This is a genomic window from Mucilaginibacter sp. NFR10 (assembly GCF_900100445.1).
In the GTDB taxonomy this organism is placed as follows: domain Bacteria; phylum Bacteroidota; class Bacteroidia; order Sphingobacteriales; family Sphingobacteriaceae; genus Mucilaginibacter; species Mucilaginibacter rubeus.
On sequence record NZ_FMTV01000003.1, the window covers coordinates 651,727 to 665,194 of the forward strand.

Genomic DNA, 13,468 nt, shown 5'->3' on the forward strand with positions numbered 1-13,468 from the left:
ATTAATGTATGCCCCTGAACAACCGGTTCCACCTTATTTTATTAAAGAAGCTGGCTGTACTGTCAATACTCATCCAGGTAAATAAAGCTTTGCCTACTACGTGATCTTCCGGAACAAAACCCCAAAAGCGCGAGTCTTCCGAATTATGACGATTATCCCCCATCATAAAATAGTAGTTAAGCTTAAAGGTATAAGTATCGGCTTTTTTTCCGTTAATCATGATATCCTTACCCACAACATTTACTTTATTATTTTCATAAATCTCAATAGCGCGGCCATAAACCGGGAAAGTCAGGCTATCCAATTTAACTGTCCAGCCTTTTTTAGGGATAATGATGGGGCCATAATTATCTACATTCCATTTAAAGTCAGGAAAATTAGGTGTGATCTTATAACGCGGGTACTTGGCAGGGTAAACCGGATTCAGCGGGTCACTGGTACCCTTAAGCGTTACCGCAGGCACAATTGATTTTACATTTGAATAAGTTTTCAAAGTAGCTGCCGATTCTTTCCCCATCATCATTTCATAACGGTTGCCGGTATTGCCCCTGATATCTATCTTAAGTTCGTTCAAAATAGCCGGGTTAAATTCCTGCCCATTGGTTTCAACAAAATAACCTTCCTTTCCTCTTTCGGGATTTGGCGCTGCCTTACCATTAATATACACCTGTGCATTAACAACACTTAAGGTGTCTCCGGGGGTACCCTGGCAGCGTTTGATAATGTTTTCGCGTTTATCCACCGGCCTGAAATAAGGAGAATCGGCCTCTATCGGCGCGTTAAAAACCACGATGTCCTGCTTTTTTATATCACTTAAACCCGGCAAGCGATAATAAGGCAATTTTACCCCTCCCCAATAGGCCTGAGTCCCCCAGGGAGTGGTATGGTGCATAAACGGAAATGAAACAGGCGTTATTGGCATCCTTGCACCGTAGTTAACCTTACTTACAAACAAGTAGTCGCCAATTAAAAGCGAGTTTTCCATCGAACCGCTGGGGATAACGTAAGCTTCGATAAACAGCGTACGGATAAGGGTAGCGGCTATTACTGCAAATATGATAGCATCGCCCCATTCACGAAGCGCACTTTTTTTCTTTTTTACTTTAGTTGAATCTTTCTTTTTCCAGAATTTCCAGTTCATATGATGTATCGAATGTGCAAATTTCAGATGTGCAAATGTGCAGATTTTTTAATGTTTATATTTTATGTATAAGATATATGTTACACGTTATATGTTACGCTTTCCAATATTAATTATAGATTCCTATGATCAGGCACAAATTGATAACTATTTAATCTCTCATCTGCATATCTTCCCATTCATCTGCACATCTAAAATCTGCACATCTGCATATCTCTCTAATTAATCCTCCTAAATACCCTGTCCCATCTTATTTTACAAAATGAAGGCGAATTGGCATCCCAGCTCATCCATACCAATACGGCTTTGCCTACAATATGGTCTTCGGGCACAAAGCCCCAAAAACGCGAATCTTCAGAGTTATGCCGGTTATCGCCCATCATCCAATAGTAATCCATTTTAAAGGTATAACTATCGGCCTTGCTCCCATTAATAAGAACTCCGTTCCCTTTAACCTGCACTTTATTATTTTCATACACCTCAATGGCCCGGCGATAAAAAGGCATGGTCATGCTATCCAGCTTTACCGTCCAGCCTCTTCGCGGAATAATAATTGGCCCCAGGTTATCCTCGTTCCACCTAAAGCGCGGATCATGCGGAAAAACCTCATGATCGTACACCCCTCTTAACTTAACATCGGGCTTCACCGCCTCGATATAGGGATATGTTTTTAGCTTTTCGGCCGATTGTGCAGTCATATTCGTTGTAAAATCAACCGAGGTAAACTGTTGAATATCCGACAGATGAAGGTTATATCGCATATGGGGGCCAAACCCTCCTCCCGAACCATTGGTACGTACCCGGTATTCCATTTCTCCGTTAGGCGGGGCGGCTATTAAACGGTTATTTACGTATACCTGGCCGTACTCCAGCTTTATAATGTCGCCGGGCGTGCCCTGGCACCGTTTAATATAATTTTCCTGCTTATCTACAGGACGGTAAAACGGCGAATCGGCATCCATTGGATAGTTAAATACTACTGCATCACCCTTTTTTACTTCGCTGAAACCCGGCAGCCGATAGTAGGGCAGCTTAATACCATCCCAATAGGCTTTAGTACCGGTGAGCGGCATAGTGTGGTGTGCAAATGGAAATGCTATGGGGGTCATAGGCAGGCGTGCACCGTAATTGATCTTGCTTACAAATAAAAAGTCGCCTACCATTAGTGAGCTCTCCATAGATGACGAAGGAATGGTGAAAGCCTCGAGGAAAAGCCCGCGGATAACCGTCGCCGCTATTACAGCGAAAAGGATAGCTTCCGTCCATTCCAGCACAGGTGATTTATCAAGATCATGGTATTTTTCCCTGAAATCGTCACTTGCCGATGGACCAACGTACCGGGTATTTTTATCAAAGCCCCATTTGGGGATAAAAATAAATGGCAACAGCACCGACACGGTAATTTGCCCGATGCCCACCTTGCCAAACGATTTAATGAAGTCAATGAGGATACCGATACTTATAATAAAGTTTATGCCCGGTATTAAAAGCAACAATAGCAACCAGAGCGGCCGCTGGCTTAGCTTGAGCATAACATACAGGTGATACACCGGGATCAGCGCTTCCCAGCCCGGGCGACCGGCTTTTTCAAAAAGTTTCCAGTATCCGGCCAGTATTAAAATCAATAGCGGGCCTGTAATGATATAAAACCCTATATAGCCCGCTATTGCCATTTATATTAAAAAGCTATTAGCTGTTAAAATCAAACATGGCTTCAACAGAGTAAAAACCCTTTTTATCGTGCAGCCACTCGGCAGCCAGTACGGCGCCTAACGCAAACCCATTACGGTTATGGGCAGTATGCTTAAATTCGATGCTATCCACTTCCGAATCATAAATAACAGTATGTGTACCCGGCACACTGTCAATCCTTAATGATTCTATAAGCAATTGGTTAGGTGCAACATTCGCATCGTCATCGCTGTCGTCGGTAGTTAATACATTAATCCACTCATTTTTGGTATCGGTGTTGTTAATGATGCCTTCGGCGATGGTTATTGCCGTACCGCTTGGCGAATCCATTTTTTGGGTATGGTGGATCTCTTCAACCTGTACTTCGTAATAAGGGTACTTGTTCATGACTTTAGCCAGCAGCTTATTCACGTAAAAAAATACGTTAACGCCAACGCTGAAGTTTGAAGCCCACAATAATGATTTATTCCCCTCAATACATTGCTGTTTTACTTCCGGTAATTTCTCGTACCAGCCTGTAGTACCAATAACAACAGGTACATTGGCATTAAAGCAATGCTCAATATTTGATAATACGGACGCCGGGGTAGTAAATTCAATTACCACATCTGCTTTTTGCAGGTTTTCGGGTGTAAGGTCATGGAGGGTTTCATGATCAATGGTAAGTACAATTTCATGCTTGCGGCTAAGGGCTATCTTTTCGATGATTTTGCCCATTTTTCCGTAGCCAAGTAACGCTATCTTCATTTCAGGTATTATGGTTTTCCTTATTAAAACGTAAAGGTAACTTTTATACCCGGAATATAAGCATTATTAGCACCCTGCGCATAAACCGGCTGATTAATTATACCCGGGGCTACTTTGAACGACAAATTATTATCCACCGTGTATGAGTGGATGAACTTGGCATCGATATAAGCATCAATAGCCTGGATACCCCATACAGCTAAAAAGCCCAGTATGCTCAAATCACGGTTACGCCTTGAATTTTCACGGGCATCGCTCAAGTTGGCATCGGGCACGTCTTTATAAAGGTTATATTCTGTATAATAAGGGTCGCCGGGATTAGGAGGAGTACCCTGGCGGTATCTTGATAATGTTAAATATTCTTTGTAATAATGCTGGTTATATATAATGGCCGAGGTTAGCAAACCTAAACCTCCGTAAATTAACGGCACTTTCCACCATCTGTGGTTGTAAACCTGGCCCCAACCAGGTATCATCAATGAATGCATTACTGCTTTATGCGGGATGTGGGTACTATCGGGATGATAGATCTTTTCTTTGGCAGGATCAATCTTTGGAGCAAATGAGCCCGACGGGGTTTTAACAGGATGCTTTACTTTCAGCGTATCACTTTTTTTACTCCCCGTACTATCAACTACCTGAGCTTGTGCGGCAGAAATAAAAAAAGCTGATACGGCTAAAAAAAACAGGAATTTATACATTTTTTAAATTAACAATTACCAATCAAGCATTTCAAGGATGCGGCCAAGATCATCTTCCGAAAGGAAAGGGATCTCGATAACACCGCTTCCGCGGCTGCCAACTTTTAGTTTTACCCTTGTACTAAATTTTGAAGCCAGGTCATCCTGGATCTTTTGCAACTGATATGATACCGGCTCCGGCTGTTTGCCTTCCTTTTTTACCGGCGACTTTTGCATCTCTCTTACCAGTTCTTCAACCTTACGAACGGATAAACCTTCCTTTATAATATGCTGATGTATAAATAATTGTTTGGCAGGATCGGTTAGCGTTAAAATAGCTTTGGCATGCCCCATTGAAAGCTCGCCATCACGAATGGAGGCCTGGATAACCGGCGGCAACCTTAACAAACGAAGGTAGTTGGTCACTGTTGAGCGGTTTTTGCTTACTCTATCGCCCAGTTCTTCCTGCTTCAGGTTACATTCCTCAATCATGCGCTGAAAACTCAGGGCAACCTCAATAGCATTCAGGTTTTCGCGCTGAATGTTTTCAATAAGTGCCATTTCCAGCATTTGCTGATCATTGGCAGTACGCACATAAGCCGGGATCTGGGTTAGGCCAGCCAGCTTTGACGCCCGAAAACGACGCTCGCCTGATATCAGCTGATATTTATGTGCCCCTATTTTCCTGAGCGTTATCGGCTGAATTAAACCCTGCAGTTTGATCGACTCTGAAAGCTCGGCCAGTGCCTGCTCATCAAAATCGGTACGTGGCTGAAACGGGTTAACCTCAATTTCGGCCAGTTTTATTTCATTAACCGAGCCAAGGTCATTTACCTCGGCCGGGCTTGCTGTTTCCCTGTTTCTGTTTTGGTATGGTTGTACGTTAGGCGTGTCGTTTAATAGCGCACTCAGTCCCTTGCCCAGGGCATTTCTCTTTTCACCACTCATTTACTATACTGTTGCTGTAGCTGTTGCCTGTTCACCCTTAACCAACCCGTTTTTTTCCAGAATTTCGCGGGCAAGGTTTAAATAATTTATTGCACCCTTACAGGTAGCATCATGCATAATTACCGATACGCCAAAGCTCGGGGCCTCGCTTAAACGGGTATTACGCTGTATAATGGTATCAAAAACCATATCTTCAAAATGGGTCCTAACTTCGTCAACCACCTGGTTGCTCAGGCGTAAACGCACATCGTACATGGTTAACAGGATCCCTTCAATCTCCAGTTGCGGGTTAAGGCGCGATTGAACTATTTTAATGGTATTTAACAATTTGCCCAAACCTTCCAATGCGAAATACTCGCACTGTACCGGTACAATTACCGAATCGGCAGCGGTTAAAGCGTTAATGGTGATCAAACCTAATGACGGCGAACAATCGATAATAATAAAATCATATTCATCCCTCACTTTTTCAAATACCTGTTTCATTTTAAACTCGCGGCCGGTTAAATTGATCATTTCAATTTCAGCACCTACCAGGTCAATATGTGCGGGTAATAAATCAAGATTAGGAGTTTCAGTTTTCTGAATGGCCTCATGAGGATCAACCTCATTGATGATACATTCATAGATACTGTTTTTTATATTGCGGGGATCGAAACCAATACCCGAAGTTGAATTAGCCTGCGGGTCGGCGTCAACCAACAAGGTTTTATAATCTAATACAGCTAAACTTGCAGCCAGATTTATAGATGATGTAGTTTTCCCTACGCCGCCTTTCTGGTTGGCTAAAGCAATAATTTTACTCATTCTATAGTTTAAAAAAATTTATAGTTCTGTGATTTATAACAACGTTAAATAGAAACAGAAATTTCTACTTTCGTAAAGTTTTTATCCGGTGATAAAGATACGGAATTAAATAATGTAGAATTCCACAGCTTTTGCCTATTTACAAACAATATTGATCAATTAGTTAACTATCAATGCGGCAACTAATAAATATTATTACTTAATCATATTTATTACTAAAGTATTCATTAACAAAATATTACAATTATTCAACAACGATATTACTAATTTGATCAGTCAGCAATTTACTAATAATAAATGATAACCATAATATCGTCAACCAACAGGCCAGGAAGCTCAACGCTCAAACTTGCTAACGTTTACCAGCAAAAACTGCAGGAAAAGGGTGTTGAAGCAGGCATCTTATCACTTGCTCAACTGCCTCCAAATGTTATTGAAACCGACCTCTACAACAAACGCAGCGCCGCATTTGAGCCTATCCAGCAAATAGTTACCAATACGGATAAATTCATATTCCTTATCCCCGAATATAACGGCAGCTTTCCGGGTGTACTTAAGGTTTTCATTGATGCCTGTAGTTTCCCCGAAAGTTTTTATGATAAAAAAGCGGCGTTAGTAGGCTTATCATCGGGCAAATATGGTAATATCCGCGGGGTTGACCATTTTACCGGCGTTTGCCATTACCTGCACCTCAACATTATGGCGCTTAAATTACATATAGCGGCCATACACAAAGAGTTTGATGAAGAAGGGCACCTATTTAAGCCCGATACCATAAAATTTGTCAATGAGCAGATTGAAAAGATCATTAAGTTTTAACCTGTTTGATTTCACCGATTGATGGCTTAGTTTAGTCCAAGATCCAGGGTGGCAGTCAGAGATCAGTTTTTTATCCTATAAACTACATGATTTACCTCTTGCTATGCCCTGCTCCCGCCGGGTGTTGGGCTAAAATAAAAATGCTTACTCGTTCTTATATTCCTTATGTACAATCAAGAAACTCGCACGCTCTTCCTTATGAAAAGGAATATTCCAATTACCCTGGTAGGTAATTTTTGTAGGTAGCGGTTCGCCCTGGAAATTATTAAGCTCGATGTCCATCTGCACATTAAAATCAAAGAACATGTTGCTGAATTTCATATCGATATAGCGGCCAAGGATCTGAAAGGTACGCTCATCAAAAATGGTGGTCATTTCCTTGATCATGGTATCGCTGTCGGATGTGCTCGGCTTGCACCTCACCTTAAAGCGGTAAACAGGAATGGTGTCGAGGTATTTACCACGCGCAAATTCGTAATAATAATACTGGCGCATATCATTAGAGAAAATTTCCGTTTTGCTGCTGATGAAAGGGATCCCGCTTACCTTACGGCCCGGCGTAAAGATCAGCGTTTTGAGTTTGCTTTTGTATGATTCATTTTTACCTCCCGATCCCGGCAGGGCATCACCTTTAGTAAAATCAGAGTTATAGGCGTTCATGAAAATAAAATCGAACATCTCAACCGTATACAACTGGTACTTGCCGTTCTTTTTGTAAACATCACCACTGTCCTTTTTAGCAACGTATTCTATTTTATGTTTACCGGCTGCGTTGCTGTGGAGTATTTTACGGTAGATGCGCCCGTTTACCCGGTTCTTGCTGTCGTAAGTAAAAATTCGGTTTTCGGCAGTGAAGCCAAAGCCTTTCATATTCTGGAAGGCTTTATAAAAGCCTGTATCGGCCAATACGGCATCTATGAAATCCTGCGCATTGAGTTTATGTGAGCGGATATCAACCAATGAATCGATAACAATAGTACGGATAGTATCAGGGTTAAAGCGATTGATTTGCTGAGCTTTGGTGAAAAGGCTTGCGCCTATAAGGATAAGGATCAGGAATAGTTTCTTCATTAAACAATCAACTTATTGTGTAGATACGCGTCGGATGGCGAATCATGGAGACATCGGCGGTAAATGGGAAGGCCTGTCAGTCTGAGCCTGTCGAAGACTCGCGCGGAGAGGCCAACCCACCATGCTTCGACTTGCTCAGCATGATACCCTTTTTATAGTTATAAAAATTGATTTCCGTGACTAAAACTAATCTCTAATCACCAACCTCTAATCTCTTGAAATTAGTTACCTAACTGTTTAACCGCCAAATAAGCCATCAAACCGGTACTTATTTTAAATGCATCTTCTTCCACATCAAAAGTAGGTGTGTGCACAGATGAAGTTATTCCCCGGGCTTCGTTACGGGTGCCGAGGCGATAAAAACAGCTGCTGGCAGCCTGCGAGTAATAAGCAAAATCTTCGGCAGCCATCCAGATATCCAGGTCGAGCACGTTTTCTTTCCCCAGGTAAGCTTCGGCATGGCCGCGGGTGGCATGGGTTAATTTTTCTTCGTTGATCAGGAACGGATAACCACGCATGATATTGAAATCGCAGCTTCCGCCCATGCTTTCGGCAATGCCTTCAGCCATTTTTTTCATGCGTTTGTGAGCTTCCTCGCGCCATTTCTCATCCATGGTGCGGAAAGTACCTTCCAGGTAAACCTCGTTAGGGATCACGTTGGTAGCCCCATTGGCTATTACCTTACCAAATGATAATACCGACGGACTTTTAGGATCGGCAAAGCGGCTCACCACCTGCTGTAGCGCGGTTAATATATGTGCAGTAATGATAACCGGATCGATATTTTGCTGCGGCTGGGCACCGTGACCGCCTTTACCTTTAACAGTAACATAAAGTTCATCAGTTGAGGCCATATATTTACCTGCACGAAAGCCTACTTTACCGGCATCGATCAAAGGCATCACATGCTGGCCTAAAACGGCTGCGGGTTTTGGGTTTTCCAAGACGCCCTCTTTAATCATGAGGCTGGCACCGCCGGGCAGTTTTTCTTCGGCAGGTTGAAAGATCAGTTTAACGGTGCCTGCAAACTGACTTTTCAATTCGGTTAATATTTTAGCTGTACCTAATAATGATGACGTGTGCGCATCGTGGCCACAGGCATGCATTACGCCCGGGTTTTGCGATTTATACGGAACATCATTAGCTTCCAATATCGGAAGCGCATCCATATCGGCACGCAAGGCAACCACATTGCCGGCGTCAGACGGTTTTTCGCCTTTAATGAGGGCTACCAAACCTGTATCGGCCATCTTATGGTATTCCAGGCCAAGCTCTTCAAGCTTGTTGGCTACAAAAACCGAGGTTTGCAATTCATGAAATGAAAGCTCCGGGTTAGCATGCAGGTGGCGGCGATTGGCCACTACCTCATTGAATATTTTTGCGGATAATTCCTGTATTTGCTCTTTAATCATTATTAGGATCCGTTTTAGGAAGATTTATTTTTTCGGAAATGATGAATATGCTCGAAAACGACGAGCGCAGTTCCTGTACCAGTTTTTCAGCTTCGAGACGTGTACGAAAATCGCCTGCTTTCACTTTAAAGTTGGGCTCGCGATAGCTGATGTAAGTACGCAGTTCGGGATATTGCTGTTGCAACCGATTTTGCGCGTTATAGGCATCCTTTCGGTTTGAGCCGCTGAAGAATTGTACGCGGTAGCCGTAGGATGAATAACCGGCAGCATCGGTACCTGCTGTACTGTTCAGCGTAAATCTTTTAGCTATCAGGCTGTCAACCAGCGGGTCTTTGATCACTTCAACCTTGCCGCGGGTTTGTGCAAAGCCTTGGGTTGATGCAAGCAGTAATAAAACAAAAAAGCAGTATCTGATAACGGCTGGTTTAGCTTGATGATCAAATACTGCTTTTTTCATTCTTTTTATTTTTTAATAAATGTTGTCATGCCGAACTTGTTTCGGCACCCCACGAGCATGGTTGGCATCATGCTGGCAACTTATCCTATGGGATCCCGAAACAAGTTCGGGATGACATTTTCAAAGGCTTAATTCTGCCCTACGCCGTGGCAATTTTTGTATTTTTTACCGCTACCGCAAGGGCAGGGGTCATTACGGCCAATTTTGTTTTCAACCCTTACCGGGGTGATCTTTTGCGGCTCCTGTGGAAAATCATCCATAGGCACGCCGTTACTTTCGCTCACCACTTCGGCCTTGGTGGTTTTCATTTTACGCAGATCAAGCTTTGGCTCGGGCTTTGCTTCCCTTACCTCTTCGGCCTGTTGCTGAACCGGGATCCCCCCGCGGAACAAGAAGCTTACGATTTCCTTGTTCACGTTAGCCAACATCCCCCTGAACAATTCAAACGCTTCAAACTTGTAAACCAACAATGGGTCTTTTTGTTCGTAAACCGCGTTTTGTACCGATTGTTTTAACTCGTCCATTTCGCGCAGGTGCTCTTTCCAGGCATCGTCGATCAGGTACAGGGTAACGTTTTTCTCAAACGATTTAAATACCTCATGGCCATGGTTTTCAACCGCCTTTTTAAGCGGAACAGCTACCTGGATACCGTGGATACCATCACTGAACGGAACAACGATATTTTCAACATACTGGCCGCGGGTTTCATAAACATCTTTAATAACCGGGTAAGCCTGTTGTGCCACTGCTTCCTGTTTACGTTTATAGAAATCCATTACCGTTTGGAAAGTCAAATCGGTTAATGCCGGAATTGTTGTTGATGCAAATTGATCAGCGCTAAGCTCAATATCAACTGAGAACAAGCGGATCACTTCTAAGGTAAAGCCTTCGTAGTTGGCACTTTCTTTATATTCGGTAACAATGTCCTCAACCACATCAAAAATGGTGTTGCTCAGGTCAACATCCAAACGCTCGCCAAACAATGCATTTTTACGTTTAGTGTAGATTACTGTACGCTGTGAGTTCATCACGTCGTCATATTCCAGTAAGCGCTTACGGATACCGAAGTTGTTTTCTTCCACTTTTTTCTGTGCACGCTCAATTGATTTGGAGATCATGGAGTGCTGGATCACTTCGCCTTCTTCAATACCCATACGTACCATCAGGCTTGAGATCCGCTCTGATCCGAATAAACGCATCAGGTTATCCTCTAACGATACAAAGAATTGTGAAGAACCCGGGTCACCCTGGCGACCAGAACGACCGCGCAACTGCCTGTCAACACGGCGCGATTCGTGACGCTCGGTACCCACAATGGCTAAACCACCGGCTTCTTTAACACCAGGGCCCAGTTTAATATCCGTACCACGACCAGCCATGTTGGTAGCAATGGTAACAGTGCCGGCTTTACCAGCTTCGGCCACAATATCGGCCTCTTTCTGGTGCATTTTGGCATTCAGTACGTTATGTTTGATACCGCGCAGTTTAAGCATCCGGCTTAATAATTCAGAAATTTCAACCGATGTTGTACCAACCAGTACCGGGCGGCCAGCCTGAGTAAGACTAACAATTTCCTCGGCCACCGCATTGTATTTTTCACGTACAGTACGGTAAACAAGGTCTTGCTTGTCATCACGGGTAATTGGGGTGTTGGTTGGTATTTCAACCACATCCAGTTTGTAGATCTCCCAAAACTCGCCTGCTTCGGTAACAGCGGTACCAGTCATGCCGCAAAGCTTATGGTACATCCTGAAGTAGTTTTGCAGGGTAATGGTTGCAAAAGTTTGGGTAGCATCCTCAACTTTTACGTTTTCTTTAGCCTCAATAGCCTGGTGTAAGCCATCAGAGTAACGGCGGCCGTCCAATACACGACCGGTTTGTTCGTCAACTATCTTTACCTTGCCTTCGTCAAGAATGTATTCGGTATCTTTTTCAAACAGGGTATAAGCTTTCAGTAACTGGTTAACTGAATGGATACGTTCAGATTTAATGGAGAAGTCACGCATCAATTCGTCTTTACGGGCGATCTTTTCTTCAGCGCTTAAGGATGATTTTTCAATTTCAGCAATTTCGGTACCTACATCAGGCATCACAAAAAAGTGAGGATCTTCGCCGGATGCGGTGATCAGCTCAATACCTTTTTCAGAAAGTTCAACCTGATTGTTCTTTTCATCAATAACGAAGAATAATTCAGAGTCAACCTTTGGCATTTCTTTTCCCTGATCCTGCATGTAGTGATTTTCTACTTTTTGCAGGATGGTACGGTTACCACCTTCGCTCAAAAATTTGATTAATGCTTTGCTTTTTGGCAAACCACGGAAAGCACGTAACAAAGCTAAGCCACCACCATCAACATCGGTATTACCGTCGTTAATAGCTTTCTTAGCTTCGTTCAATACGCCGTTAACGTAGTTTTTTTGCGCATTAACCAAACGCTCGATGCGTGGTTTAAGCTCATAAAACTCATGCTCATCGCCACGTGGTATAGGGCCTGATATAATTAAAGGTGTACGGGCATCATCAATTAAAACGGAGTCAACCTCATCCACCATGGCATAATGCAGTTTGCGTTGTACCAGTTCTTCAGGGCTGCGTGTCATATTGTCACGCAGGTAATCAAAACCAAATTCGTTATTGGTACCAAAAGTAATATCAGCCAAATAAGCAGCACGGCGCTGCTCAGAGTTTGGTTCATGCTTATCGATACAATCAACAGATAACCCATGGAACTCATATAATGGGCCCATCCACTCACTATCTCGTCGGGCCAGGTAATCGTTCACCGTTACAATGTGAACACCTTGTCCGGCAAGGGCGTTTAAGTACGCAGGCAGCGTGGCTACCAGCGTTTTACCTTCACCTGTGGCCATTTCCGATATTTTACCCTGGTGCAGTACAGTACCGCCAATCAGCTGTACATCATAATGAACCATGTTCCAGGTAACCTCGTTGCCGGCTGCTATCCAGGTGCTGCTATGAAAAGCTTTATCGCCTTTAATAGTAACGTTTGGTTTGCGGGCAGCCAGCGTGCGGTCAAACTCGGTGGCAGTAACTTCTAATGAACTATTGGCAGCCAGGCGGCTTGCTGTTTCTTTAACTACAGCAAATGCCTCGGGCAATATATTCATCAATATATCTTCAAGCTCTTTATTACGATCTTTTTCAAGCTTATCAAGCTGAGTATAAAGCTCAACTTTTTCGGCTACATCCATATCAAGCTCGTTTTCTGTACGATCTTTGATGGCTTGTATCTCACTGTCGATACCAGAAAGGCCTTCGGCAATGGTTTCTTTAAAATATATGGTCTTAGCCCTAAGCTCATCATTACTCAGGGAGCCAAGCTTAGCATATTCAGCCTTAATTTTCTCAACTATAGGCTGTATACTTTTTACATCCCGTTCTGATTTGCTTCCGAAAAGCTTACTGATAAAATTTAACATATTATTTTATTATGATACAACCCGGTTCAACAATTGCGCCATAGCAGCCGTTAGAGCCAAATTGACAGGCAAATGTAAGATTTTGTGCCGAATGCCGAAAGGATAATGCTTTAAACCGTTATGCGTGGATGTAAGATTGACATTACGGTGTTTGTATTTGTTATTGCCTGACTCAGAATGTCTGAACTCGAATTAAACGAATTAAAGATTTTTGGAATTTGCCTGGCATCCGGTTAATTCATTAAATTCTATAA

General features: G+C 43.0%; 11 protein-coding genes. 1 reads left to right on the top strand and 10 read right to left on the bottom strand.

Features of this window, described 5'->3' with window-relative positions:
• Position 1: 1 nt before the first annotated feature.
• The 6 genes from lepB (BLP33_RS14055) to BLP33_RS14080 all read right to left on the bottom strand — a co-directional run bounded on the left by lepB (BLP33_RS14055) (position 2) and on the right by BLP33_RS14080 (position 6,015).
• A complete protein-coding gene (gene lepB, locus BLP33_RS14055; protein WP_090529429.1) occupies positions 2-1,141 on the bottom strand; it encodes a signal peptidase I in 1,140 nt (379 codons plus the stop codon).
• Positions 1,142-1,359: 218 nt separating this feature from the next.
• Positions 1,360-2,814 carry a signal peptidase I gene (gene lepB / locus BLP33_RS14060; RefSeq protein WP_090529432.1) on the bottom strand — a complete coding sequence of 485 codons (1,455 nt, stop codon included), beginning with the start codon at positions 2,812-2,814 and terminating at the stop codon, positions 1,360-1,362.
• 16 nt (positions 2,815-2,830) lie between these two features.
• The gene (dapB, locus tag BLP33_RS14065; RefSeq protein WP_090529435.1) at positions 2,831-3,580 is read right to left on the bottom strand and encodes a 4-hydroxy-tetrahydrodipicolinate reductase; all 750 of its coding nucleotides are present in this window, start codon (positions 3,578-3,580) and stop codon (positions 2,831-2,833) included.
• Positions 3,581-3,603: 23 nt separating this feature from the next.
• Positions 3,604-4,281 carry a DUF5683 domain-containing protein gene (locus BLP33_RS14070; RefSeq protein ID WP_090529438.1) on the bottom strand — a complete coding sequence of 226 codons (678 nt, stop codon included), beginning with the start codon at positions 4,279-4,281 and terminating at the stop codon, positions 3,604-3,606.
• 15 nt (positions 4,282-4,296) lie between these two features.
• Complete coding sequence (locus BLP33_RS14075; protein WP_090529441.1) at positions 4,297-5,208, bottom strand: ParB/RepB/Spo0J family partition protein; 912 nt, start codon at positions 5,206-5,208, stop codon at positions 4,297-4,299.
• A 3-nt stretch (positions 5,209-5,211) separates the two neighbouring features.
• The gene (locus BLP33_RS14080) at positions 5,212-6,015 is read right to left on the bottom strand and encodes a ParA family protein (protein WP_090529444.1); all 804 of its coding nucleotides are present in this window, start codon (positions 6,013-6,015) and stop codon (positions 5,212-5,214) included.
• A gap of 297 nt (positions 6,016-6,312) precedes the next feature.
• Between BLP33_RS14080 and BLP33_RS14085 the strand changes: the two genes are divergently transcribed.
• The gene (locus BLP33_RS14085; RefSeq protein WP_090529446.1) at positions 6,313-6,834 is read left to right on the top strand and encodes an NADPH-dependent FMN reductase; all 522 of its coding nucleotides are present in this window, start codon (positions 6,313-6,315) and stop codon (positions 6,832-6,834) included.
• 144 nt (positions 6,835-6,978) lie between these two features.
• Here BLP33_RS14085 and BLP33_RS14090 read toward each other — a convergent pair whose 3' ends face one another.
• The 4 genes from BLP33_RS14090 to secA form a co-directional block, all read right to left on the bottom strand.
• Positions 6,979-7,905, bottom strand: a complete 927-nt coding sequence (locus tag BLP33_RS14090) for a hypothetical protein (RefSeq protein ID WP_090529449.1) — start codon at positions 7,903-7,905, stop codon at positions 6,979-6,981.
• A 221-nt stretch (positions 7,906-8,126) separates the two neighbouring features.
• Entirely contained in the window at positions 8,127-9,317 is a 1,191-nt protein-coding gene (locus BLP33_RS14095; RefSeq protein ID WP_090529452.1) for a M20 metallopeptidase family protein, read from the bottom strand.
• A complete protein-coding gene (locus tag BLP33_RS14100) occupies positions 9,310-9,774 on the bottom strand; it encodes an SPOR domain-containing protein (protein ID WP_090529456.1) in 465 nt (154 codons plus the stop codon). Before BLP33_RS14100 ends, BLP33_RS14095 begins: the two co-directional genes overlap by 8 nt.
• A gap of 128 nt (positions 9,775-9,902) precedes the next feature.
• Positions 9,903-13,214, bottom strand: coding sequence for a preprotein translocase subunit SecA (secA, locus tag BLP33_RS14105; protein ID WP_090529459.1), 3,312 nt, complete (start codon positions 13,212-13,214; stop codon positions 9,903-9,905).
• Positions 13,215-13,468: the final 254 nt, after the last annotated feature.

Excerpts from the sequence above, each read along its gene's own strand:
- secA (WP_090529459.1), bottom strand. The coding sequence starts at position 13,214 with ATGTTAAATTTTATCAGTAAGCTTTTCGGAAGCAAATCAGAACGGGAT.
- dapB (WP_090529435.1), bottom strand. The coding sequence starts at position 3,580 with ATGAAGATAGCGTTACTTGGCTACGGAAAAATGGGCAAAATCATCGAA.
- BLP33_RS14080 (WP_090529444.1), bottom strand. The coding sequence starts at position 6,015 with ATGAGTAAAATTATTGCTTTAGCCAACCAGAAAGGCGGCGTAGGGAAA.
- lepB (WP_090529429.1), bottom strand. The coding sequence starts at position 1,141 with ATGAACTGGAAATTCTGGAAAAAGAAAGATTCAACTAAAGTAAAAAAG.
- BLP33_RS14070 (WP_090529438.1), bottom strand. The coding sequence starts at position 4,281 with ATGTATAAATTCCTGTTTTTTTTAGCCGTATCAGCTTTTTTTATTTCT.
- BLP33_RS14075 (WP_090529441.1), bottom strand. The coding sequence starts at position 5,208 with ATGAGTGGTGAAAAGAGAAATGCCCTGGGCAAGGGACTGAGTGCGCTA.
- BLP33_RS14085 (WP_090529446.1), top strand. The coding sequence starts at position 6,313 with ATGATAACCATAATATCGTCAACCAACAGGCCAGGAAGCTCAACGCTC.
- BLP33_RS14100 (WP_090529456.1), bottom strand. The coding sequence starts at position 9,774 with ATGAAAAAAGCAGTATTTGATCATCAAGCTAAACCAGCCGTTATCAGA.
- BLP33_RS14095 (WP_090529452.1), bottom strand. The coding sequence starts at position 9,317 with ATGATTAAAGAGCAAATACAGGAATTATCCGCAAAAATATTCAATGAG.
- lepB (WP_090529432.1), bottom strand. The coding sequence starts at position 2,814 with ATGGCAATAGCGGGCTATATAGGGTTTTATATCATTACAGGCCCGCTA.
- BLP33_RS14090 (WP_090529449.1), bottom strand. The coding sequence starts at position 7,905 with ATGAAGAAACTATTCCTGATCCTTATCCTTATAGGCGCAAGCCTTTTC.